Below are 23526 nucleotides of genomic sequence, written 5' to 3' on the forward strand. Positions count from 1 at the left end.
TGATCCATGGTTTCGGAAGGCCACGATGTCGCGAATCACAGTCTTTCCCATCGGGACTTGTCGAAATGTTTGCCGGATCAGATACGGCACGAGATAGCAGAAGCGAACTCGCTTATCCAGCGTGCTTGCCCAGCGGCAGCGGTGCGATACATGCGTGCGCCGTATGGAAAATGGACGAACGCAGTTATAGCCGAATCCGTGAAAGCGGGACTAATGTCACTCCACTGGTCGGTAGATCCACACGTCACTTCCCGCCATCATCGTCTTTCGCCTCGATGCATTGCCATTACAGGAGAGGAATCCATGAAAAACTGCGTAGCGCCTTCAAAAGGCCCATCGCCGACCGTCGATTTAATGTATGACTATGCTCAGTTTTTGGAGCGGGGCTCATCTGCAGGGGCAATCGGAACGCTTTCCTCGAGTATCGCAAGTCCACGGGTTGCTATCGTAGGGGCAGGCATCAGCGGCCTTCTGGCTGCCAACGAACTGATGCGAGCAGGTATACGTGACGTTACTGTGTTCGAAGCCCGCGATCGTATTGGCGGCAGGTTATGGTCACAGGCGTTTGATTCGAAGCACCCACATCTCATCGCCGAAATGGGCGCGATGCGGTTTCCTCCAAGTGCGACCGGTCTTTTTCATTACCTTGATCGGTATGATATTCCCACCACGGCAGCGTTCCCTGACCCCGGAGTCGTTGATACGGAACTGCATTATCGCGGCGTTCGCCATATCTGGCCGGCCGGAGATCCGCCGCCGCATTTGTTCAGGCGTGTACACGAAGGCTGGAGAGCTCTGTTGCAGGATGGATGCAAGATCAACGGCATATCTCTCGTCGCACCGGCTGAAATTACGGCTATGTTGAAATCGGAGCGTTTTAGGGAGGCACGCACCGCGTGGCAAACATGGCTGGATTTATTTCGCGATAGTTCGTTCTATGCAGCTATCGTCACCATTTTCACTGGTCCTTGCCCACCTGGAGGTACTCAGTGGGAAAGGCCATACGACTTCGAACTGTTTGGATCTCTTGGGGTTGGCTCGGGTGGTTTTCTGCCAGTCTTTCAGGCCGGATTCACCGAGATTCTGCGCCTCGTCATTAACGGTTACATGGACGATCAACGCCTCATCTCGTGCGGAATCTCAACGTTGGCTGAGCGCATTGCAGGCGAGAATGTTTCTGGAAGTACTGTCGCCGAACGGATTCGCTTTAACGGCGTCGGTCGCATCTACAAGGAAGGTGCAGAGATCAAGCTCGTGACCGACAAAGATGAAATTGCGACGTTTGACCGGGTGATCGTCACCAGCAATAACAGGGCGATGCAGATGGTTCATTGCTTGACAGATGACGAAACGTTTCTCAGCCGCGACGTATCCAGAGCGGTCAGAGAAACTCATCTGACCGGATCGTCAAAGCTCTTCATGCTCACCCGAGACAAGTTCTGGATAAACAAGAAGCTTCCCGTCACCATCCAGTCTGACAGCTTCGCACGAGGCGTATACTGCCTTGACTACGAACCTCACAACCTAGGTGGTAGGGGTGTGGTTTTGCTCAGCTACACTTGGGAGGACGACGCTCACAAATTGCTGAGTGTTTCAGACAAGAAGGAGCGGTGCGAGTGCTTCGTCGACGACCTGTCGACCTTCCATCCGGAACTTGCGCGTCACCTCGTCCCTGCAGATGAGGACTATGAACGCTGCGTCCTCCACCATGACTGGCTAACCGATCCTCATTCGTGCGGCGCCTTCAAGCTCAACTACCCGGGTGAGGATGTCTATTCGCAGCGTCTGTTTTTTCAATTCCAGACGGCAAACGATCCGGCAAGCGATACAGGGCTCTACTTGGCAGGATGCGGCTGTTCTTTCACCGGTGGGTGGATTGAAGGGGCCGTGCAGACAGCGATCAACAGCGCATGCGCCGTTATACGTAGCGCCGGGGGAGATCTTTTACCAGGCAACCCCCTTGACGAAATACGCAGTGCCTACTGCTACTAATATCGCGCTCTCAGACCTCCCCACCTGCAAAATTTTATGTATTTTCAAAACACACTTGAATCGCTTTGCGACCTCATAAGGTCAGGAGCCGTTACAGCGGAGGAGATCCGGGATCGCGCACTGAACGCTGAGGCCCATCAGACACGTCTAAACTGTTTCATACGTGCTCGCAGCGCGGAGGCGCACTTCGCGAGAGCCAATGACACTCTGAGAGGCGCGCCACTCTACGGCATTCCTTTTTCTACAAAAGACAATATCTGCGTCAAGGGACTCCCTGTAACCGCCGGGACACCGGGCATGGAAGATTGTATAGCCACACGCGACGCACTTGTGGTCAAAAAGCTCAAATCCCTCGGCGCCGTCGTCGCCGGCAAGAACAACATGCATGAACTGAGCTTTGGAATCACGTCCGTCAATCCCCATTGGGGAACCGTGGGCAATCCCGTAGCTCCGGGCCATTTGGCCGGGGGAAGCAGCGGCGGCTGCGCAGCAGCTGTGGCAGCCGGTATTGTCCCGATGGCGATCGGAACCGACACTGGTGGCTCGGTGAGGATACCCGCGGCCTTTTGCGGCATAGCGGGTTTCAGACCAACAAGTGGCCGGTGGTCTTCAGCCGGGATCATTCCGGTTTCACGCACGAAGGACTCACCGGGCCTCCTGACGCGGACAGCCAAAGACGCTTTGTTTCTATATGACTTGATGAGCTCCGATAGCCAAGTTCCGTCAAAACAAACAAATAATCGCTGCCGAATCGGTCTTCCAAGTTCTATGTGGAACGACGTGGATGATGATGTTCGCAAGCATTGCTGGCAGGCGATCAGGCGTCTAACTCGCGCAGGCTTCCAGTGCGTCGACCTCGATGACGCAGTCGTTTCCGAATTGAATAAGTTCGGCACTTTTACTATTCCAGTTTACGAATTTTTCACCGACTTTCCACGCGCACTGCTCTCTTTTGGATGGGGAAACAGGGTTAATGCTGTGTTCGACAACATCCGTGACAAGTGCGTGAGGAGCATCATTCATCAACACCTTGACGGAAATCTGATCTCCGCAAAAGACTATTCTGCCGCAGTACAGAACGTTAACGCGCTGCGGCTAGAAATGAATGCGCTGCTCAACGCCAAAGGGATCGATTTTCTAGCTTATCCCACTGTCCCACGCAGCATTCCTCACGTTAGCGACGCACAGCGCCCGGGACTGTTTGCAGAGGTAATACGCAATACCGACCTCGCCAGCAATGTCGCAATGCCCTCCATCACCTTGCCTGTAGCGCCGAGCGACGCATTACCCGTGGGATTGAGCCTTGATGCCGCACGCGGCCAAGACCGCCGGCTCCTCTTGATGGCAGCCGCTGCGGAGGAGATTCTTGCTTCATAGCGTACGCGACTTTCCGCCGCGCTGGCGCTGGACTGCCAAATGCTCATGCCAGGCTTGCTCGGGCTCTTGGCCTGGGCGTCTCAGTCGTTACGCTGCATCGGGGATGGCCGGGGGGTGTCCCAATCAACTTGCTGGTTTGATGCCAACAAAGCCGGCGGGCTCGTCACCCCCCGCCAAGGTCAGCCGAAACATCAGTTGAGGTCAAAGGGTTTGCCCTCCCGCATCATGTAATAAACGGCACGCGCGAGCTTGTGTGCGAGCGCCTTCATGGCCACGACGGGCAGGCGCTTTGACTTTTTGCGATCATAGAAACGTCTGGCCTGTGGACAGCAGCGCAACGCTCCAGCGGCGGCTTCGACGAATGCCCAGGCAAGGTAACGGTTACCGTTGCCTGCATTGCCTTCGCCCTTTTTCTTGCCGTTGGAGATGCGCTTGCTGTCCACGCAGCGGCAATAGGAACTGAAATGGCCGACGCTGGCAAAGCGCGCGATGGTGCCGGTTTCGAGCATGATGGTGGCCGCCAGGATGTCGCCGATTCCCGGCGCACTCTTGAGGATGTCGAACTGCGGGCGCAGCTTGACTTCCTTGTGGAGAATGGCCTCAAGCGCCTGAATCTCTGCGCACAGCGTATGGAGCACGGCAAGGTTGGCCATCAACGCGCGCTCGACGTGCGGCGGCAACGCGAGTGCTCTCACCGCGTCGTCGTCGAGACGCTGCACGTGTTCTCCATTGATGCGTAGATTGAGCTGGCTGGCGAGCAGGCTTTCGATACTCAGGATGTTCAGGGTGCGTTGCTGGACAAGCTGCATGCGCTTGCGTGCCAGGTCGCGCAACGCGCGTTCGTGCGACGGATAAATGTAGCCTTCGGGCAGTAGTCCAAGCCGAAAAATATGGGCAAGGAATACGGCGTCGTGTTCGTCACCAGAGTACTTCAGGCCCTCGTACTGCCTGATCGCTGCAGTATTGGCCAGATGTACGGCAAAACCGGCGGCCATCAGTCCGTCGACAAGCCAGTACCAGTTGAACGTTGATTCCACGACTACTCCCTGCAGTTCATCCCGATAGGGCCCCAGCGCGGACACTATGAGTTGGAGCTCATTGGTGAGCCGCTTGCAGTACAGCACCCGGTCCTGGTCGTCAATGACGGCGACTACGGCGTTGTTCGAGTGCAGATCGATGCCGCTATACTTCATTTCAGCGTGCGACACGTGTCGCCGTCCGCCGGACGTAAATCGGCGAACGTAGTAGACGGCAAAGCTCTTTCTTGCCTTGTCACACTCGGTGTCGAAACACCGACTGAGCTGTGACCTGCTGTACGACCAGCAGTTGCCTATCTGGACGTGCGCGATTGGTAACGATCGGGTTCGAAGCTCCGGAGACAACGTACCCTTCAGAAGACGGTTCACCGTGGCGACACGGTAGGAATCGACACTGCCAGCAGCCGTGCGGTGTAGGGGCAAGGCAAGTTCCGCAGGCGTAACCTAAGTGAATCGCTGTACAACCCTCGTAAGAAGTGACGAGCCAAAGCTGCTGGGAGGCTCAAACCAAAAAGGTAGGTAGCCGGTTGCCTTGCTGCTGAATCGGGGCACGTCGTCGCGAGCGCTACCGGGGGAGAAGCGGACGCTAAACGGACAGGCGCATGGGTATCTTAGTTGCGTCGGCAAGATTGGGAACGTGGTAAGCCCGATTCTTCGCTGTCAGTTCAGGGCATCGGACCGGTAGCAGGTGACTCGCGAGGGAAACTGTCGGAGAAGCGGGTAAGAGAACGCGGAGAAAGCGAATGGTGACCTGTAGTCGGCCACATAGGGGTTCAAGATTTGCCTCGACCTGAAAGGGTGCAGACTTCCGCGTGGTGCAGTTGTCGCAGGTCCATGTTAGAGATTCACTGGAGGGAAGCTTGTGAGAGACCGATATCGTTACGGTTCAGCGCCCTTCGTCTCGGCGATGAGGCGAATCAACAATGTGATGCTTGCGAAGGGCTCGTGCAGCTTTCGAGACCGGCGTCCGTGCGACGCTTAATGCTGTGCGCGAGCGCAGTGCGATGAAAGTCGCATGCTGCGTTCTTCGGGGGCCGCGCTTTCGAGAGGAAACGTGGCTACCCTCTCTCCTGAAGGTTCTGTTGCAGTAAGGCCCACGTTAAAATTGGGTAGCGAATTTTTGAGCTGTGCGATGAAGAAGACGAAGACACCGCGAACCACACTTGCGCCGGGCCTGGCCAAGGTCCTGAAGCGCCTTCACTACCCGCTTGAAGTGATTTTTCTGTGCGTGCGATGGTACGTGGCCTATTCGCTGAGTTTGCGCAATCTTGCGGAAATGATGGACGAGCGTGGTATCGCGGTGGATCATTCGACGGTGTACCGCTGGGTCATCAAGCTGCTGCCGCTCTTCGAAAGGCGCTTCCGCAAGCACAGGCGTCCGGTTGGGAAAAGCTGGCGAATGGACGAGAGCTATATCAAGATCAAAGGCGAGTGGAAATATCTTTACCGGGCAGTGGACAAGGCGGGCGACACGGTCGAATTCCTGCTCAGGGCCAGGCGGGACAAGGTCGCTGCCCGGCGGTTCTTTGAAAAGGCGATCGCCCATAATGGTACGCCAGAGACCGTGACCATCGACAAAAGCGGCTCCAATCTGGCCGCACTGGATGCGGTGAATGCCGATCGCGAGACGCCGATCAAGGTCCGTCAGACAAGTACCTGAACAACATTGTCGAACAGGACCATCGGGCTATCAAACGCCGGACCCGGCCGATGCTGGGATTCAAGAACTTCCACCGTGCGAGGGTCATTCTCGGCGGCATCGAGGTAATGCACATGATCAGGAAAGGACAGGTGAAATGTGCGGGCAAAGACCCGTCGTCTGCTTCCCAGCAGTTTTACTCCCTTGTGTCATAAGCAATACTTATCATATCGACATTTCTCGTCCCGACACCCTTACTGCAACAGAACCGAAATGATCGGCAACGTCCGTCGACACCTGCACCGTCGGCAAAAGGAGCCTCACGTGATTCGCAACCTGTTCAAAGAAAAGCATGTTAGTTACGCCGCTTAAAAATACGCACTATTTGTCGCACTGGTCAGTATATGGCATTATTCAATGCTGGCTTCATGAAGTCGTGCTTTCACACAACCCCCAGCATCTTTGCAATACCCCCATCCGGACAAAGCCGAGGCAGTGACCGTGATAGTGCGGTTTGGTCTTCTTCATCACTTCATTCTACCGCCTCCTCTCCATCAATCTGACAGAGCCGTCCCGCTACCTGCTCGCGGTACAGCGACGCAAGATTTCGTGAGGATACGTAATGCCGGGCCTTCGCGTGCTTGATGCCAAAGTAATGTTGCATCGTGACGACGGCATCCGCGCTCCTGAAGCCGGCTTTCCCTAACACTTCAAGAGCCTTTTCAACGCGGCACAGACTGACCACCAAGTCGCCTTCTTGAAGCCACTCTCGCTCAATGTCGACTGCAAGGTCATCGCGGCAGATCTTATCGAACGCCTCTTGGATCATCGCGCCGGGACCTTCAACGCAATAGATGCCTAGATGGACCAGTCGGAATACCACGCCCACGACGAGGATTAATTGGGGCGGCACCGCATCGCGGGAGGACTGCATCACCTTATTCACTTGACCTTCCTTATGCTGCACTGCCCGTGAAGGGCTTTGTTCTTAAGGGTAGACACCCCGTTCGTTGCTGATGCAACTATACATTTTTGACGCAAACGGGCCTGACGAACGAATTCCGCAGGTTCAGCAGGTTCGCGATAATCACGCCCTCGCGCTGCTGCGATTCGATTTTGTGCGTCAGCAGTTGCGCGCCAATGCAGCGCTTGATTCGCGGGATCTGCGACCCGACCAGCGCGCGCTGACCATACCCCTATCTGTTGTGCAACGCATGGATGCCCTTGTCCTTGATGTACCGAGCGAGATGGTCGTGCCAGCGCGTCGCCGGTTGATTGTGAACGGCTGCATGGCCGGTGGCGGAATCACCGGCAGCACGCCACAGGTTGAGCACGCCTCGGTCTGCGCTGTAATACGCGCCGTCGGCGATCGCGCAGTCGACGTTCGCCTCGACTGCCCGCAACGCCATGTCCAGTGCCTGCAACATCAGTTCGGTATACATATGGTTGGACATCGCCCAGCCGACGACGCGACGGCTGACTTTCGCGTCGACCCTGCTGATTCCTGTCTATCGGCAGCATGTGCCACTGGCATCCAAGGTACAGAGCCTTCAGTGTAGTTGAAGATCCTGAAGAGTGGCAGTCGCGGCAGCGGGCCACGACGACCCCGTGGTAAATCAGGCAAGACAAATTCGTTGAATTGCGCTTCGCTCAATTCCACCAGAGTCCCTTGTCGGGCTTGGCGTTGGACCATTTCTCCGTCATCAAAGCGATGGATTCTAGCCGCTTCGACGACAACCGCTCGAATCCCTTTACCCAGCTCACATCTCCGTCTGTTTTTACGCCTGAGAACAACCTGCAACCAGTAGCTGGCAAGATAAGTTTCGCCGCCTGCTGTTGCGCTTCGAACGTCTCAGCCCTCTCCACTACGCGTTCAAGACACTCGCCTACACGATGATCAACCTGCGGCACTACTGTCGCAGCTGATCGAACGGTGTCGCCGCAGCTCTCAGATCCGGCGCAGTGCGCCATGATCCAGCTCACGTCAGCCTTAATCAATTTGCGTTCCCTACGATATGAAGAAAATTCCATCATGGCCGATCAAGTCAAAACCTGCAATCAGTATAATAATTTTCCTTTTGGGCACTTTGATGCCGTCGGCCCGCGAGGGTCCGCCTTCTTTCGCGTGTCCCACCCGATAGGTGGGGGCGTCCATTCCATTTGTCGGCGCCCACCGGGGGATTTCAGCGGTTATCCGTTGAAGGTGCCAATGATGCATGAAGGGCCCTGCATGGAAAGATGCGCACGGCGAAGTGATGGCTCGAGGGGCGAAGTGCTCGAGATGGTATCGGCGCGTGTGGCCACAGCGCAATGCGCCGGCGACGTGAGAACAGGCCGCCCTTAGCGTCGCGATCCGCTTCGCCTGAGCTTCGATCGCCTGCTCGAACAGCTCCCGGAGCGCCAAGCTTGCAGGACCATGATTGAACTACTCAGCCTGTCTCCGTCGCAGTAAGAGCGAGAGGTCGGCCAAGTCCGATATGGTATGGATTCCTTATCCGGCCAGTGAATAGATTTGCTGCGCGGGAGTTTGACCAACGCCGCCGTCGTTCAATTGCCCCTTGACGATCATGTGCATGATTTCGATGCCACCTAGGAGAATGCGGGCGCAACGAAATTTCCTGAACCCGAGCATCGGGCGGGTCCGGCGCTTGATCGCGCGGTGCTCCTGCTCGACAATGTTATCCAGATACTTTTTCTGGCGGACCCTGATCGGCACCTCCCGCCGGGCGTTGATCGCCTGCAAGGCAGTCTTTGAAGAAGGGAACCGCCTTCACAAGGTTCTGTTGCAGTAAGGGTGTCGGGACGAGAAATGTCGATATGGTAAGTATTGCTTATGACACAAGGGAGTAAAACTGCTGGGAAGCAGACGACGGGTCTTTGCCCGCACATTTCACCTGTCCTTTCCTGATCATGTGCATTACCTCGATGCCGCCGAGAATGACCCTCGCACGGTGGAAGTTCTTGAATCCCAGCATCGGCCGGGTCCGGCGTTTGATAGCCCGATGGTCCTGTTCGACAATGTTGTTCAGGTACTTGTCTGACGGACCTTGATCGGCGTCTCGCGATCGGCATTCACCGCATCCAGTGCGGCCAGATTGGAGCCGCTTTTGTCGATGGTCACGGTCTCTGGCGTACCATTATGGGCGATCGCCTTTTCAAAGAACCGCCGGGCAGCGACCTTGTCCCGCCTGGCCCTGAGCAGGAATTCGACCGTGTCGCCCGCCTTGTCCACTGCCCGGTAAAGATATTTCCACTCGCCTTTGATCTTGATATAGCTCTCGTCCATTCGCCAGCTTTTCCCAACCGGACGCCTGTGCTTGCGGAAGCGCCTTTCGAAGAGCGGCAGCAGCTTGATGACCCAGCGGTACACCGTCGAATGATCCACCGCGATACCACGCTCGTCCATCATTTCCGCAAGATTGCGCAAACTCAGCGAATAGGCCACGTACCATCGCACGCACAGCAAAATCACTTCAAGCGGGTAGTGAAGGCGCTTCAGGACCTTGGCCAGGCCCGGCGCGAGTGTGGTTTGCGGTGTCTTCGTCTTCTTCATCGCACAGTTCAAAAATTCGCTACCCAATTTTAACGTGGGCCTTACTGCAACAGAACCTTCGATGCGCATCTTCACCGCGCGGCGACGGCGTTCATTCAGTGCCGCCATCGGCAAGGTTCGGGAGTCGATTTTTTCCATACTACTTCCGACCATGTGCTGCGCTCAAAGTTTCAACATTTTATTGCCGGATCAATAAAGCGTCTTTCTTTTCTTCATCGCTTCATTTTACCCCGCTCCTGCGTCAACCTTACAAAGCCGTTTCGCTCACGGTTCGGCCCGATCCGGCAGCACTTTGCTTTACCCAGACATCGAATGAAAGCGGCAAGTCAACGTGCCGCACTCCAGGAACGCTTCGCCACACGGTACGGTTGATTGGAACTGCCTCAGTCGGTAACGCTATTTAATAAGGATAGCTACCGTTACAGGTATGCGTACAGTCTACGTTCTTCAACTTGATAAAGCCCAACAATCTCGTACAGACCGCCTATTTGCCCCAGAGCCCCGACTACCTACCGCAGGTGGTTGAGTGAGTCTGAAACCATCTGTTCGTACTCCTTAGTATGACCACTTTGCTGCTGGTACGCCAAGTATTCTTCGGACGTCGAATACAGCGGCAGCAACGACGCGTTGTGTGGATCGTGGTGTAGAAACCAACGCTCCGGATGGCCAGCTTCGCCAAAAGCGCGAAGGGCGTCACGGGCCTCCCGAAATATCTGTCCGCAAGTCTCGCTGCTGCTGTATTCGATCCGCTCCAGTTCCTGAGCGTACATTGCCGCACTGGATGTGTCGTATTGGGCCCGATCGAGGATGGCATTGAATTCGTTGGCCCGAGCAAGGTTGTTCATCTCAAAGACCAACGCACTCACAAGAGAGGGGCCCGGTGCTGTTCCGAAGTTCGAGAGGGTCTGCGGTGAAACGAGAATGGCGCGGCGGGTTACATCCGTTGCGGCGATGGCGATGCCTCCATCGTCCGCTTGAAGCGTTACACCGCCTTCATCCTTAATTTTCTCGGCTAGTCGTCTGAACGTCGGAGAACTGCTGTAGATCGCACCTAACGCAGCAACTGCGCGTGTGAAGCGTCTATCGCTCGGATTAGCTCGGCGGATGCTTCTCTTAACCGAAGACCACTGCGAAGGTGAGGTTGGTCGGGAAAGCGCTCCTTGGGCAAGCCCGGATAACGTTGGCGACACGGCGCGCGCTCTGACGCCCCCCGGGGTGGATGTGCTTGCAGACTCGTCAACCGAAAATGTTCCTAGTGTCTCGCAATATGCTTCTCTCGACACGCTTTTGGAACCACAGATTCCCATGGCGATGGTGCTCCTGCTATAGGTCCATCATAGGCATTGGGCTCGCCAGATTCAGCGAGGGTTTCGCGTACAACTGGTTGCGGGTTTCCGAAGTGGATCGAGTGGTTGAGTGCGCAACGAGCTGATGATGCATGAAGTGCCCGACATGGCAAGATGTGCACTGCGAGGTGATGGGCTGAAGGGCGAAGCAATTGGGCTTTGTCCGGATGGGTGCAAGTTCCCGTGCCATGGACGCGACGATGCATTCTGACGTTCTGGTGCAAAAACGACGCGACAAGGCCGCAGCCAAGCGCTTCTTCCAGCGGGTGCTGCGATCAAACCCGGTGCCGCGCAGGATCGTCACTGACCAGCTACGCAGCTATCCGGCAGCAAAGTCCGAGATTCCAGAGCTCGCTCACGTGAAGCAGGTTTTCGGCAAGGCGGTTGCGCGCGTGAATAGCCGCGCCGAGAACAGCCACCAGCCGACCCGTAGACTCGAACGCTAGAGGTTCGGCTTTCGCGATGCGCGTCGCGCTCAGGCGTTTCTCTCACGGCTCGGCCCGATCCAGCCAACTGATTGCGGGTTTCAAGCGGACTGAAGTTGCATTTGATCAGTAGGACATATGTTTCATGAAATGCAGGAGTTGGCAAGACGGCCGGCGCGAAGCGGTAGTCGGATTTGCGAGGTGATCGACATGGCATCGACGCGCGGGGCCGCGACGCAATGCGCCGGCGACGTGACGGCAGGCGGCCCAGAGGGGCGCGATCAGCTGCGGCAGTAGTGCCGCAGGTTGATCATCGTATAGGCCAGCGTCTTGAGCGCGTAGTGTACGTCGCTGATGCGCTCGAAGCGCAGCAGCAGGCGGCGGAACGTATCCTCCCAGGCGAACACGCGCTCGATGGTGCTGAAGCGCTCCTCGAAGATGGCCGCATCGAAATGACGCTTGCGGCCGCGTTTGTTCTGTTTGCGGTTGCGCAGATTCTCTGGGATGTTGGGCCTCATGCCGAGGTTGAAGATCGCACGGCGGTTTTCGCGGCAGTCGTAGACGCCATCCAGACTGACGGTTGAGCCCTGCAGGTCCGCACCAATGGCACGCGCCATGGCGGTAAGTTTTGGCAGCGCGTCACGCAGCAGGGGCGATTCCTTGCGGTTGCCCGGCGCACTCACGAACGGCGCGATGATGTTGCATTTGCGATCGCAGAAGGCCACCACCTTGTCGCCCTTGAGGTGCTTGTGCCCGCTGTAGCCCAGGTTGTCGCCGCCTTTCTTCGCTGCCGTCGTCGTGCCGTCGCCGTGGATGGTCGAGAGGTCCAGGCGCTGGTCCTGATGCAGTTGATCAACCGAGCCCGCAAAGACCCGGTCGATGCTGCCGTCGGCCTGCCAGCGCCGCATGATCCGGTAGATGCGGGTGTGGTGGATTTCAGGCAGCCCCAGTGCATTCGTTTCGATGGGCAGCATCTTCCACTGGCAACCCATGTACAGCGCCTTCAGGACATAGTTGAACATCTTCTGTAGCGGCAACGTCGGTGGCGGACCGCGCCGGCCCCGGCCCAGATGCGGCAAGATAAATTGCTCGAACTGCTCAACCGTCAATTGCGTGGGAATCGCCTGTCGGCCATGGTTTGCAGCCATTCTCGCATCCGCAAAGCCTTGACTTTAACCGCTCCGGCCTCGCCAACCCCGCAAGCCAGCCCTGATGGGGCTCGCAGACAAATTCGGCCCCTTCGGAAAACCCGCAATCAGTTGACAGGCCGAGTTTCGGTCCGCGATCGAGGTCCGGTTCGTCCAGATCGGCGCTGTGGCCGGGGCGGTGCGAGCGGTTTTCGACCTCCTTGCCGAGCGCGGCGAGCATCGCCTGCCGCCGCTGTTCGAGCACGGGCCCGCCGCGCAGCACGAGTTCGAGGGCTCCGGTGCAAATAGGTAGCGTGGTCTAAATAATCTTTATAGATTTGGATACCTGATCGATTGAACAGGACAGCGTTCCAAACCGCGGGCGCGGTGGTATCGCTGAGCCTGAGCGCGCAGAGGTCGAACTGCGCCTTGCGAATGCGATGCATCAACTCGATGCCTGAAATCGTGATCGCGGCACTTCTGAACCGTTTGAATCCAAGCATCACGTTCGTTCTTGAGTTGATGTGACGATCGTCCTGTTCGATCAGCTTATTGAGATACTTCGAAGAGCGCACCTTCGTGTCCTCGGGAAGCAGGCCGTCAATTTTCATCTCACGCACGGCCCGGTGCGACGCAGCATACCCATCCAGGGTGACCGTCTCCGGTGGCCGGCCTTGATGTTTGACCGCCTTGCCGAAAAAGGCTTTTGCCGCGGCCACATCGCGCTTTGCCCTGAGCATGAAGTCTACCGTCTGGCCGTCCCGATCCGCCGCCCGATATAGATAAACCCATTTGCCCCGGATCTTCAGGTACGTCTCGTCAACCCTCCACGACCGTCCCGCAGACGTGGCAAAATGGTTCCAGCGCTTGACGAACTCGGGCGTATAGCGGCGCACCCAACGCAGAATCGTCGTGTGAGCCAGCGACAACCCTCGCTCAGCCATCATCTCGACGAGATCGCGCAGGCTGAGTTTGTAGCGCAGATACCAGCGCACACAAAGAATGATCACCTCACGGTCAAAATGACGGCCGGCGAATAGCCCGTCCAGACTCTTCAGCTTGTTCATCGCGGCTTCTCAAATCGGTCAGGGCGACACTCTAACCGATCCTTGAGCGCTATTTGCACCACAACGATCGCCAACAACTCGCCTTGCGATTTGCTGCGTGGCATCGCTTCACCGAACTCACCCAAAATCCGTCTATCGCTTTTTGAGCGACTGATCGCCCCTGCCAGCATTGCCTTCTCTTCTCTCTAATGTGACAAAGCCGTTGTGAGCGTTACGCGCCCCATCAGAACTCGATCGTGCGCGGCGTCAGCAAAAAGATGCGCTCCATGTGCGAGTGGCTATTGGTGTCGTTGCGAAATAGCGCGCCGAGAATGGGAATTTTGGAGATGCCCGGTACGTTGGTCGTGCCATTGGACTTTGCGTCCGTACTGTAGCCCGCAATCAGCAGGCTCTCGCCCTGCGTGACGAACGCCTGCGTATTTATCACGCTCTCCGTGATGACCGGCAATGTGTCGACAGTCTGGTCGCCGGCAATCTGGCCGTCTTCGATATGCACGTTCAGCTTAATGCGAGTCTCGCCGTTCTCCTGCGCGACCATGGGCAGCACGCGCAGCGAGACGCCAGTCGAGATGCTGTAAAGATCCGCCGACGTATAGCCTGATACCCGCACGAAGAAGCGTGTCTTGTTGTCCATCACCGCTTCGACATTATCGAGCGTGGCGACCTTCGGAGTGGCATCGATCTTGGCAAGCCTAGTGGATTCCGAAGCATTTACGCGTGCGAGCAGATAGCGGCCAGCGTCGCCGAGGACCGCCGTGATGGAACCGGCCACCGGTGTTGAATTGATGACGGCCGCGCCGTCCGACAGTGCGGTCTTTCCCAAGCTTGGATTCAGCGAGCCTGTGTAGCCGGTCTGAGAGGTGGCGCCCGCGTCGGTCTGGAGGTCGAGATGGCTGTTGTGCGCGCGCCAGTCGATCCCGATCTGCTTGAGCAAGTCGTCGTCGATCTCGATGATGTGCGCTTCGATCTCGATCACCTTCGGGCGTGCGTCGAGCGGACTGATCAGCGCGTCGTACTGATCGATGCGCTGCGGAACATCCCGCACCAACACGGAGTTGGTGATCGGATCGGCCTGGATCACCGGCAGCGACGCGTCGACTCCGCCGGAGCCGCCGTTGTTGCTATTGCCGTTGCCGTTGCCGTTGCCGTTGCCGTTGCCGCCAAAGAATGCCTCTCCGCCTGCCGCGCCCGGATTGCCCGTCATGCCGCCGACTGCACCACCGTAGGTTGCCCCCGCGTTCAGGTTCGAGGGCAACGGAGGCATAAGCATTTGCGGCGGGCCGCCGCCCCCGCCACTGCCGACAGTGCTGCGAAAGCCGCCGCCGTCGGCGTTGCCGCCCAAGTCGCTCATCTGCTGCACGCGCTGAATACTTGGCGACCCCGAAGCTGGCGCATTGTCGAAGCCGCGCCGAGGATGGTAGATGCTCGACAGCACGCTCGCCACGCCGGCCACAGTAATGTTCTGGCCGTCGATCTGGACGTTGTGGTCGTCGGCCCACGCGTGATGCAGCTTGAACACCCTCACCACCGATCCCGAAGCGCGGTCTTTCGATTGGTCAACGCGCTGAGCGATCGACTGCACAACATGCACGTATTGTGGCGGACCATTCACCAGCACGGTGCCGGCCGCCGCGTCATAGGTCACTGGAAAGCGCGGATCGTCAAGCCGCATCGAACGCAGCGCGCGGACCAGCTCTGCGGGCGAAGCGTGATCGAGGTAGATCACCTGACGGGTTACATCGTTGGCATTGCTGATTGAAAGGATATTGCCGTCGTAGAACCAGACCAAGCCGAACGTGGATGCGAGCGTATCGAGAAAGCTCTGCGGCGTCATGTTGAATTCGCCGCTGACCGTGCCTTGCACGTTGCTGGCTATCGAGGTGGTGATGCCCTGGCTTGCCGTGAAGTCGCGCAGCACGTCGGTCACGTTTTTACCTTGCGCCTGGATATGCACAGTCTGATTGCGCCAGCGCACGGCTCCGGCGTGCGTCCATGAGGGCACGCCCGCGCAGATGAGCGCAGCAACGAGTATCGCCCTGAAGAGGGTCGTCGGTTTCATGTCGGATGGGGAAGAGGAATTGGACGGACGTCGATTAGGCTCGCGGCCAGGAAAGACTAGCAAGTGGTTGCGGGTTTCCAGGTGCTTTCAGCGGTTGTCCGCTGAAGGGAACGGATGATGCATGAAGTGCCTAGCATCGCTAGATGTGCCCTGCGAAGCAATAATCTGATTGGCGAAGCGATTGGCGGGGATCGCAGGCGCGGACCTGCAGGGTTCAACGATCAGTCTGGATGGAGGCTACGACTGCCGCGAAAACTGCAAGGCGATCTTCAACCGCGGGATGAGGCCCAACATTCCCGGGGGCTTCGTCAAGTTGACGAACGCAGACTGTAACCGCACCCGGTAACAGTAGTCATCCAACTGATTGCGGGTTTTCCGAAGGGGCCGAATTTGTCTGCGAGCCCCATCAGGGCTGGCTTGCGGGGTTGGCGAGGCCGGAGCGGTTAAAGTCAAGGCTTTGCGGATGCGAGAATGGCTGCAAACCATGGCCGACAGGCGATTCCCACGCAATTGACGGTTGAGCAGTTCGAGCAATTTATCTTGCCGCATCTGGGCCGGGGCCGGCGCGGTCCGCCACCGACGTTGCCGCTACAGAAGATGTTCAACTATGTCCTGAAGGCGCTGTACATGGGTTGCCAGTGGAAGATGCTGCCCATCGAAACGAATGCACTGGGGCTGCCTGAAATCCACCACACCCGCATCTACCGGATCATGCGGCGCTGGCAGGCCGACGGCAGCATCGACCGGGTCTTTGCGGGCTCGGTTGATCAACTGCATCAGGACCAGCGCCTGGACCTCTCGACCATCCACGGCGACGGCACGACGACGGCAGCGAAGAAAGGCGGCGACAACCTGGGCTACAGCGGGCACAAGCACCCCAAGGGCGACAAGGTGGTGGCCTTCTGCGATCGCAAATGCAACATCATCGCGCCGTTCGTGAGTGCGCCGGGCAACCGCAACGAATCGCCCCTGCTGCGTGACGCGCTGCCAAAACTTACCGCCATGGCGCGTGCCATTGGTGCGGACCTGCAGGGCTCAACCGTCAGTCTGGATGGCGTCTACGACTGCCGCGAAAACCGCCGTGCGATCTTCAACCTCGGCATGAGGCCCAACATCCCAGAGAATCTGCGCAACCGCAAACAGAACAAACGCGGCCGCAAGCGTCATTTCGATGCGGCCATCTTCGAGGAGCGCTTCAGCACCATCGAGCGCGTGTTCGCCTGGGAGGATACGTTCCGCCGCCTGCTGCTGCGCTTCGAGCGCATCAGCGACGTACACTACGCGCTCAAGACGCTGGCCTATACGATGATCAACCTGCGGCACTACTGCCGCAGCTGATCGCGCCCCTCTGGGCCGCCTGCCGTCACGTCGCCGGCGCATTGCGTCGCGGCCCCGCGCGTCGATGCCATGTCGATCACCTCGCAAATCCGACTACCGCTTCGCGCCGCCCGTCTTGCCAACTCCTGCATTTCATGAAACATATGTCCTACTGATCAAATGCAACTTCAGTCCGCTTGAAACCCGCAATCAGTTGAATGGCCTTTGACCTTGACATAGGTCTCATCGACGCGCCAGCTCTTGCCGACAGGCCGTTTGCGTTTGCGGAATGCTTTTTCAAACACCGGCAGCAGCTTGATAACCCACCGGTGCACGCTCGAATGGTCCACCTCGATACCCCGCTCGGCCATCATTTCTTCGAGGTTTCGTAGGCTCAGTGAGTACGCCACGTACCACCGGACGCACAGCAGGATCACGTCCAGCGGGTAGTGCAGCCGCTTCAGTACCTTGCCAATGCCAGCGGGCAGCGTCTTGCATGGCGTCTTCGTCTTTGTCATCATGCTTGTCATGCGTTGTCGTCGGCGGATTTTACTTGACCGCGTTATTGCGACAAAACCCTTTGCCCGCACATTTCACCTGTCCTTTCCTGATCATGTGCATTACCTCTCGATGCCGCCGAGAATGACCCTCGCACGGTGGAAGTTCTTCAATCCCAGCATCGGCCGGGTCCGGCGTTTGATAGCCCGATGGTCCTGTTCGACAATGTTGTTCAGGTACTTGATCTGACGGACCTTGATCGGCGTCTCGCGATCGGCATTCACCGCATCCAGTGCGGCCAGATTGGAGCCGCTTTTGTCGATGGTCACGGTCTCTGGCGTACCATTATGGGCGATCGCCTTTTCAAAGAACCGCCGGGCAGCGACCTTGTCCCGCCTGGCCCTGAGCAGGAATTCGACCGTGTCGCCCGCCTTGTCCACTGCCCGGTAAAGATATTTCCACTCGCCTTTGATCTTGATATAGCTCTCGTCCATTCGCCAGCTTTTCCCAACCGGACGCCTGTGCTTGCGGAAGCGCCTTTCGAAGAGCGGCAGCAGCTTGATGACCCAGCGGCACACCGTCGAATGATCCACCGCGATACCACGCTCGTCCATCATTTCCGCAAGATTGCGCAAACTCAGCGAATAGGCCACGTACCATCGCACGCACAGCAAAATCACTTCAAGCGGGTAGTGAAGGCGCTTCAGGACCTTGGCCAGGCCCGGCGCGAGTGTGGTTCGCGGTGTCTTCGTCTTCTTCATCGCACAGCTCAAAAATTCGCTACCCAATTTTAACGTGGGCCTTACTGCAACAGAACCCTATTTGCACCTGAGCCGTCCATCACATCAGAGCCGGTTCGCGCACGAACCACAAACTTCGCGCCTCCGTTTCGAGAAGGGCGGCCTCGAGATATTGTGTAATTTCTAACTGGGAGAAACGGAAATGGACCTCAAGCGCATTGGTCAGGGCGGCAGTTTCGATCCCGAATTGTATTGCTCAGTTGAGAAGGAGTCTGGACCAGACAACACGGCAGAATTTGCGAGCAGGCCATCAACACCAGCAGACCGCCGACTTTCTGGGTTGTCCCCCTCCTCCCGTTCGGGATTATCGCCTCGGCCTAATGCTAAGATAAGAGTCGAGTCCGATGTCTCGCCTTACACGGGAGAAAAGAGGGTTTTTGTCGAGCAGAAAGACGCACTGCATATACAAGGTAGGAACGGCCATTTTTACCCTATACCTCAGAAGTATATTTTCCCCTTCCAGCGCTCACAGGGCACCTCTTTTTCCTTTACTCCGACGGGGCTAGACAGTCTCCGCAGAAAATACGACATGGTACACGGCGTGCCACCCTTCCTCTACGACTTGCTTAGTCTCAACACTGAAAATCCTCACCTAAAGCAAATAACAATGACGCCGCATCTGTACCCATATTTAAAAGATGAACGGTTTTTAATTGTGCATAATACAAGTCATGACCCGACTTTTCAGGCACTTAAAAATCCACGGGCACAAAAATTGAAGAATGAAGCCGTTATGCTGTGCGGTTGGTTCATTCACCCACACTTAAATTGTCTTAAAGGTGAATCCCTCCAGCTGCTAGAAGAATTGTCTGATCATCGCGCTGACAAGCCTATAGATAAGCCTATATTAAGGAAGCTACAAACGACCTATGTCAAGGGGGAGCAAAACACCGATGCCTTCGAAAATCTCGCGTTGAATAGCGAGCCTCAAAGAATAGGCGAATTAAGAAATTGGGGCGAGTATCTGGCCAGCATCCTAGACCTTAATCAAAATCACATCCCCTTACTCAAAAGTCTCAGGGATAAGGCGCTCCATCATTTGCAAGCGCAATATGGCGTCGACGAGCATGATGAGGTTGATTTATATTTCCATTTTCCCTATCCAGACAGCACGACCACGCTTCACCTGCATATTCGCGCCAATCAGGGGTTGCATCCTCTGGAGAAGGCGAAGTCGTTTACGCTTGACGAATTAATAGATGGCTTTTCGTCGGGGAAAAAGATCGATGACATTATTTTGGAGCGCCAGGCCACGTACGATGGGAAAATATTCAGAGATCCGGGCAGGAGCATCGCGGAATTTCAGAATCTCAAAGGAGTTACTGTATCGAGTGATTCGGAGAATATTCATCGCTTGACGCGCTCGTCAAGTCAGCCATTGTGGATGCATTCGCGAGACGATCTGTTTGTCTCTGATGGGCTTTGTGAAGTTGACGAACGTAGACTGTACGCGTACCGGTAACAGTAGTTATCCTTATTAAATAGTCGAGCCTGATCAATTCGGAGAGCCTTGCGTGGCAGAGCTTTGAGGCCGAATTGGTGTTGTGAGATTTGCAGGATCCTGGCACATTAACGTGAGAATCCTGCATTTTTCGACGAGGTGCGAATGGGTCCGAAGACGCCTGTGACGGAGGGAGATTTTTTCCGCCAGCCGCTGCGCGAACAGATCTTTTACACAGCCCGCAGCATCTTTGCAATACCCCCATCCGGACAAAGCCCCGGAAAACGAAATTTCAGGGGAAGCTCACTTCGCAATCCCAAATAATGGGGCACGCCGACGCAACTTTAGTCAAGGTATGCAGTGCCTCAAATAAATTTGATAGAGAAACAGGATCGATCGATGGCATCATGTTGTCGACCCTGGATTGAATGAGAACATTTAGAGAAATACTGTTTATACGTCCCGGGGGTAGTCGCTGACATCGCCGAGGACGTTGAAGAATAGTTCACGGGCGACCCGAAAGACCTTAGCTCTTTGCAACATTTTGGAAATCCTAAGTACGAGTACAGGGAGTACAAGCAAGAAAGCGCAGCGCCATCAAAAACAGACACGTTCGCCCATTAGCATCACCGCGAGGAGATCGATGCACTGGGCGCCCCGCTGAGCAAGCTCGAGTGCACATCGAGTTCGCGGCACTGGCATCGACGGTCGACACGATTGCACCGCGACCGGTGAGCGCCTGGTGTTCCGTCACAGAAATAACTTTGCATTGAATTGTGGTGTTCTATGAACAAGTGATGTTGAGTGGAGGCGATCATGGGGCGCAAGGGAATCGAGGTGGTGGTCTCGGTACTGGAGCGGGAGCAATTGCTGTCGATGAGCCGCTCGCGGTCGCTGCCTCATTCGCTGGTGCGCCGGGCAAAGATTGTGCTGATGGCAGCTGACGGTCATACGAATCGGGAAATCGCGGTTCAATGTGAAGTAACGTCCCCTGCGATCACGCACTGGAAAAAGCGTTCTGTCGCGCAGGGGCTTGCTGGTCTGCATGACGAAGCGCGCCCGGGGCGACCGCGCGCGCATGACGACGAAGCGGTGGCCGAGTTGCTGGCGAAGGTCCTGCATGAGAAGCCAGACGGGAAAACGCACTGGAGTGTGCGTTCTGCTGCCGCGCAAACGGGTATTTCGAAGAGCTCGGTGGCCCGATACCTGTCGCTGTTCGGCGTGCAGCCTCATCGCTCGAAGAGCTTCAAGCTTTCTACGGATCCGTACTTCGTAGAGAAGGTGCGCGATATTGTCGGCCTGTATCTGAGCCCACCGACCAACGCCCTGGTGTGGTGTGTCGACGAGAAGAGCCAGTGCCAGGCACTCGAGCGAACGCAACCGGTGTTGCCGATGGGTCTGGGCTACCGCGAAGGTGTTACGCACGACTATATCCGGCATGGCACGACAACCTTGTTTGCTGCGCTCAATGCGGTGACGGGCGAAGTCATCGCGCAATGCAAGTCGCGTCATCGACATCAGGAGTTTCTGGCCTTTCTGAAGCATGTTGATCAGGCGGTTCCGAAGGATCTTGACGTGCATCTGATTGTCGATAACTACGCTACGCATAAGCATCCCACGGTCAAGGCGTGGCAGGCGAAGCACACGCGTTATCACATGCACTTCACGCCGACGTATTCGAGCTGGCTCAATCAGGTGGAGCGCTGGTTTGGCCTGATCACGCAGCAGGCTATCCGGCGCGGCTCCTTCAGAAATGTACGCCAGCTTATTGCCAGCATTGAGCGCTATGTTGCGCAGTACAACCAGCACAACCGTCCCTTCGTCTGGACGGCAACCGCCGATTCCATCCTTCAGAAAGTGGCTCGGCTATGCGAAGTTATTTCTGGGACGGAACACTAGCAGGCTGTTGATTTTAGGTCCCGTGTAAACGGGGGTTTGAGGGAAGACGTTATGGATATCGTGTTCACGAGATGGGGCGATGAGTGTGATGCGGGGGATTGATGAGATGCAGGACTCGCTGCTTACGACGGTCAAACTGGACGACTTCGTCCCTGCTGATCACCCGTTGCGACCGATCCGGCTGCTGGTGAATGACGCATTGAAGCGGCTCAACGGGTTGTTCAGCGTGATCTATGCGGGCAGCGGCCGGGCGTCGATTGCACCCGAGAAACTGCTGCGTGCGCTGCTGTTGCAAGTGTTACTCGGTGCGCAGCGAGCGCATGCTGATGGAGCAGATGCGTTACAACCTGCTGTTCCGCTGGTTCGTCGGACTGGCGATCGAGCGCCGTGTGGGACCACTCGGTGTTCTCGAAGAAACCGCGACCGGCTGCTGGAGCATGAAGTCGTGGAAGCGTTTTTCACTGAAGTCATGAGTCTGACCGACCAACGTGGCCTGCTTTCCGGGGAGCATTTCTCCGTGGACGGCACGCTGATTCAGGCATGGGCCAGTCACAGGAGCTTCCGTGCAAAGGACGGTTCGGACAATGGGCCGCCAGCAAGCGGCGGAGACAATGCCGACACGGACTGGAAAGGCAAGCGGCGCAGGAACGATACGCATGAGTCGAGCAGGGATACGGACGTACGTGTGCTCAAGAGAACGAGTCCAGCCACCCTGTGCTACCACGGCCACATCCTGATGGCGAACCGCTCCGGGCTGTTGATCGTCGCTGTGGTCAGTCATGCGCGCGCGGTCGCCCGGGGCGCGCTTCGTCATGCAGACCAGCAAGACCCTGCACGACAAAACGCTTTTTCCGTACATCAGGGCCTCGGCCAGCGATCGACGGTGGTAGCCGGTTGCCTGCTTCCATTCACGGCTGCTGCTTTGTGCAAGCGAATCGATGGCGGCATTGCGCCATGCCGCGCCGCGCGTCGCAATCCGTGCAAGGCACGCCTTCGTGTCGCAAGCGCCGTCGCCACCGATGGTGTCGATTGCCACGTCAGCGGGAATCTGGTCGAGCAAATCAGGCAACACTTCGCCATCGCCTTCGTCTTGATGAGTCATCAGTGCAGCGCAGATTTGTCCGGTGTTCGCGTCCATCGCCCTATGCACCTTGCGCCAGGTGCGACGCTTGGACCAGCCATGCTTGCGCAACTTCCACTCGCCTTCGCCATAGACCTTCAGTCCGGTGCTGTCGAGCACGAGGTGCAAGGGTTCTTTGGGACGTTGCGCCGGCGGCGCTACCTTGAGGGTCTGCGCGCGACGGCTCAACGTTGTGTAGTTCGGCACGGGCAGGCTTGGGAAGGCAAGTTTGCGCAGACTCTGAGCGAAGCCCTGCAGTGCGCCCAGCGGCAGATGAAAGACCTGCTTGAGTTCGAGCAACCTCTGCACGAGCGCATCCGCATAGACGGACGGTCGGCACCGGGTGCGTACCTCGAATTCCGGTGCTGCAGCGAAAAGATCGGGGGCAATCCACATCGTTACATCCCCTCGAGCGATGAGCCCCGCGTTGCATTGCGCCCAGTTCTTGACGCGGCACTTGCCCTTGGGCTCGGCTTGCGTGTTGGCAGTATCCTGCGCATCTTCCCGGCAAAGATCGAGGATGTACGTGGGAACCCGAATCGTTAAGTTAACAGAGGCACGGCAGCCGATACTGCGCGTATACGTCAGCACATGCACAGTGGCCCGGATTTATGCAACAACGCCCAGCGAATGCGGCCGCGACCGCGACCGGCTCATCGACAGCAATTGCTCCCGCGGGCGGATCGAGACCGATACGGCCAGCACGCACGGCAGTCAGCACTTCGAGAATTTCTTCGATTCGTGCACGATCGTCCAAGCTCGGGCGAGTTTTGCAATGACGTTGATGGCGGTCAGCTACAACCTAAGCGGAAGAATTCACTGAAAACCG

16 protein-coding genes and 8 pseudogenes are annotated in these 23526 nt (G+C 57.0%); 11 read left to right on the plus strand and 13 right to left on the minus strand.

Annotated elements, in window-relative coordinates; genetic code table 11:
• Positions 1-6: 6 nt before the first annotated feature.
• The 3 genes and pseudogenes from QFZ91_RS25925 to QFZ91_RS25935 all read left to right on the plus strand — a co-directional run.
• Positions 7-153, plus strand: a pseudogene (locus QFZ91_RS25925) (polysaccharide deacetylase family protein); the annotation flags it as partial.
• Between the two features lie 150 nt (positions 154-303).
• Positions 304-1992, plus strand: a complete 1689-nt coding sequence (locus tag QFZ91_RS25930) for an NAD(P)/FAD-dependent oxidoreductase (protein ID WP_429569139.1) — start codon at positions 304-306, stop codon at positions 1990-1992.
• Between the two features lie 36 nt (positions 1993-2028).
• Positions 2029-3369: an amidase family protein gene (locus tag QFZ91_RS25935; protein WP_429568893.1), complete on the plus strand. Its 1341-nt coding sequence runs from the start codon at positions 2029-2031 to the stop codon at positions 3367-3369.
• 191 nt (positions 3370-3560) lie between these two features.
• Here the strand turns inward: QFZ91_RS25935 and QFZ91_RS25940 are convergent, their stop codons facing one another.
• Entirely contained in the window at positions 3561-4562 is a 1002-nt protein-coding gene (locus tag QFZ91_RS25940; RefSeq protein WP_429569140.1) for an IS110 family transposase, read from the minus strand.
• Positions 4563-5538: 976 nt separating this feature from the next.
• On the opposite strand from QFZ91_RS25940, the gene QFZ91_RS25945 reads away from it, so the two are divergent.
• Positions 5539-6260 (plus strand): IS6 family transposase gene (locus tag QFZ91_RS25945; RefSeq protein ID WP_429568894.1). Its coding sequence is split into 2 segments (ribosomal slippage): positions 5539-6055 and positions 6055-6260, totalling 723 coding nucleotides; the frame shifts between segments, so codons are not numbered across the junction.
• A 317-nt stretch (positions 6261-6577) separates the two neighbouring features.
• Here QFZ91_RS25945 and QFZ91_RS25950 read toward each other — a convergent pair.
• The 5 genes and pseudogenes from QFZ91_RS25950 to QFZ91_RS25970 form a co-directional block, all read right to left on the minus strand.
• Positions 6578-6991 carry a hypothetical protein gene (locus QFZ91_RS25950; RefSeq protein ID WP_429568895.1) on the minus strand — a complete coding sequence of 138 codons (414 nt, stop codon included), beginning with the start codon at positions 6989-6991 and terminating at the stop codon, positions 6578-6580.
• Between the two features lie 250 nt (positions 6992-7241).
• On the minus strand, positions 7242-7487 hold the full coding sequence (locus QFZ91_RS25955) for a hypothetical protein (RefSeq protein WP_429568896.1): 246 nt from the start codon (positions 7485-7487) through the stop codon (positions 7242-7244).
• Between the two features lie 208 nt (positions 7488-7695).
• On the minus strand, positions 7696-8079 hold the full coding sequence (locus QFZ91_RS25960) for a hypothetical protein (protein WP_429568897.1): 384 nt from the start codon (positions 8077-8079) through the stop codon (positions 7696-7698).
• A 457-nt stretch (positions 8080-8536) separates the two neighbouring features.
• A pseudogene (locus QFZ91_RS25965) lies at positions 8537-8797 on the minus strand (DDE-type integrase/transposase/recombinase); the annotation flags it as partial.
• A 79-nt stretch (positions 8798-8876) separates the two neighbouring features.
• Positions 8877-9598, minus strand: a protein-coding gene (locus tag QFZ91_RS25970; protein WP_429569141.1) for an IS6 family transposase whose coding sequence is annotated in 2 segments (ribosomal slippage) — positions 8877-9082 and positions 9082-9598 — 723 coding nt in all. Because the reading frame shifts where the segments join, the coding sequence is not laid out codon by codon here.
• Between the two features lie 249 nt (positions 9599-9847).
• Between QFZ91_RS25970 and QFZ91_RS25975 the strand changes: the two are divergent.
• Positions 9848-9970 (plus strand): annotated as a pseudogene (locus tag QFZ91_RS25975) (IS6 family transposase); the annotation flags it as partial.
• A 137-nt stretch (positions 9971-10107) separates the two neighbouring features.
• Here the strand turns inward: QFZ91_RS25975 and QFZ91_RS25980 are convergent.
• The gene (locus tag QFZ91_RS25980; protein WP_429568898.1) at positions 10108-10788 is read right to left on the minus strand and encodes a hypothetical protein; all 681 of its coding nucleotides are present in this window, start codon (positions 10786-10788) and stop codon (positions 10108-10110) included.
• Between the two features lie 365 nt (positions 10789-11153).
• Here QFZ91_RS25980 and QFZ91_RS25985 point away from each other — a divergent pair.
• Positions 11154-11453: pseudogene (locus QFZ91_RS25985) on the plus strand (DDE-type integrase/transposase/recombinase); the annotation flags it as partial.
• Between the two features lie 197 nt (positions 11454-11650).
• On the opposite strand, the gene QFZ91_RS25990 reads toward QFZ91_RS25985, so the two are convergent.
• The 3 genes and pseudogenes from QFZ91_RS25990 to sctC form a co-directional block, all read right to left on the minus strand.
• Positions 11651-12517 carry a transposase gene (locus QFZ91_RS25990; RefSeq protein ID WP_429568899.1) on the minus strand — a complete coding sequence of 289 codons (867 nt, stop codon included), beginning with the start codon at positions 12515-12517 and terminating at the stop codon, positions 11651-11653.
• Between the two features lie 398 nt (positions 12518-12915).
• Positions 12916-13563, minus strand: a pseudogene (locus tag QFZ91_RS25995) (IS6 family transposase); the annotation flags it as partial.
• A gap of 223 nt (positions 13564-13786) precedes the next feature.
• Positions 13787-15622, minus strand: coding sequence for a type III secretion system outer membrane ring subunit SctC (gene sctC / locus QFZ91_RS26000; RefSeq protein WP_429568900.1), 1836 nt, complete (start codon positions 15620-15622; stop codon positions 13787-13789).
• A 471-nt stretch (positions 15623-16093) separates the two neighbouring features.
• Here sctC and QFZ91_RS26005 point away from each other — a divergent pair, with 471 nt between their 5' ends.
• Positions 16094-16960 (plus strand): transposase, encoded by an 867-nt coding sequence (locus QFZ91_RS26005; RefSeq protein WP_429568901.1) that lies wholly within the window; start codon positions 16094-16096, stop codon positions 16958-16960.
• Positions 16961-17160: 200 nt separating this feature from the next.
• On the opposite strand, the pseudogene QFZ91_RS26010 reads toward QFZ91_RS26005, so the two are convergent.
• Together QFZ91_RS26010 and QFZ91_RS26015 are read right to left on the minus strand one after the other, a co-directional pair.
• A pseudogene (locus tag QFZ91_RS26010) lies at positions 17161-17460 on the minus strand (IS6 family transposase); the annotation flags it as partial.
• Positions 17461-17488: 28 nt separating this feature from the next.
• Positions 17489-18198 (minus strand): IS6 family transposase gene (locus QFZ91_RS26015; RefSeq protein ID WP_429568902.1). Its coding sequence is split into 2 segments (ribosomal slippage): positions 17489-17566 and positions 17569-18198, totalling 708 coding nucleotides; the frame shifts between segments, so codons are not numbered across the junction.
• Between the two features lie 181 nt (positions 18199-18379).
• On the opposite strand from QFZ91_RS26015, the gene QFZ91_RS26020 reads away from it, so the two are divergent.
• From QFZ91_RS26020 to QFZ91_RS26030, 3 genes and pseudogenes are all read left to right on the plus strand, one after another.
• Complete coding sequence (locus QFZ91_RS26020; RefSeq protein ID WP_429568903.1) at positions 18380-19699, plus strand: hypothetical protein; 1320 nt, start codon at positions 18380-18382, stop codon at positions 19697-19699.
• Between the two features lie 795 nt (positions 19700-20494).
• Positions 20495-21577, plus strand: a complete 1083-nt coding sequence (locus tag QFZ91_RS26025) for an IS630 family transposase (protein ID WP_429568904.1) — start codon at positions 20495-20497, stop codon at positions 21575-21577.
• A gap of 97 nt (positions 21578-21674) precedes the next feature.
• A pseudogene (locus QFZ91_RS26030) lies at positions 21675-22361 on the plus strand (IS5 family transposase); the annotation flags it as partial.
• Between the two features lie 51 nt (positions 22362-22412).
• Here the strand turns inward: QFZ91_RS26030 and QFZ91_RS26035 are convergent.
• Positions 22413-23219, minus strand: a pseudogene (locus QFZ91_RS26035) (IS5 family transposase); the annotation flags it as partial.
• Between the two features lie 76 nt (positions 23220-23295).
• Between QFZ91_RS26035 and QFZ91_RS26040 the strand changes: the two are divergent.
• Positions 23296-23520: a hypothetical protein gene (locus QFZ91_RS26040; protein WP_429329543.1), complete on the plus strand. Its 225-nt coding sequence runs from the start codon at positions 23296-23298 to the stop codon at positions 23518-23520.
• The last annotated feature ends 6 nt before the right edge of the window (positions 23521-23526 follow it).

The organism is Paraburkholderia sp. JPY419, assembly GCF_050435705.1.
Taxonomy (GTDB): Bacteria; Pseudomonadota; Gammaproteobacteria; order Burkholderiales; family Burkholderiaceae; genus Paraburkholderia; species Paraburkholderia youngii.

What these genes read in the sequence shown, in the direction of transcription:
- QFZ91_RS25930 (WP_429569139.1), top strand. Translation starts at nt 304, where the DNA reads ATGAAAAACTGCGTAGCGCCTTCAAAAGGCCCATCGCCGACCGTCGAT.
- QFZ91_RS25935 (WP_429568893.1), top strand. Translation starts at nt 2,029, where the DNA reads ATGTATTTTCAAAACACACTTGAATCGCTTTGCGACCTCATAAGGTCA.
- QFZ91_RS25940 (WP_429569140.1), bottom strand. Translation starts at nt 4,562, where the DNA reads ATGAAGTATAGCGGCATCGATCTGCACTCGAACAACGCCGTAGTCGCC.
- QFZ91_RS25955 (WP_429568896.1), bottom strand. Translation starts at nt 7,487, where the DNA reads ATGTATACCGAACTGATGTTGCAGGCACTGGACATGGCGTTGCGGGCA.
- QFZ91_RS25960 (WP_429568897.1), bottom strand. Translation starts at nt 8,079, where the DNA reads ATGATGGAATTTTCTTCATATCGTAGGGAACGCAAATTGATTAAGGCT.
- QFZ91_RS25990 (WP_429568899.1), bottom strand. Translation starts at nt 12,517, where the DNA reads ATGGCTGCAAACCATGGCCGACAGGCGATTCCCACGCAATTGACGGTT.
- sctC (WP_429568900.1), bottom strand. Translation starts at nt 15,622, where the DNA reads ATGAAACCGACGACCCTCTTCAGGGCGATACTCGTTGCTGCGCTCATC.
- QFZ91_RS26005 (WP_429568901.1), top strand. Translation starts at nt 16,094, where the DNA reads ATGGCTGCAAACCATGGCCGACAGGCGATTCCCACGCAATTGACGGTT.
- QFZ91_RS26020 (WP_429568903.1), top strand. Translation starts at nt 18,380, where the DNA reads ATGGACCTCAAGCGCATTGGTCAGGGCGGCAGTTTCGATCCCGAATTG.
- QFZ91_RS26025 (WP_429568904.1), top strand. Translation starts at nt 20,495, where the DNA reads ATGGGGCGCAAGGGAATCGAGGTGGTGGTCTCGGTACTGGAGCGGGAG.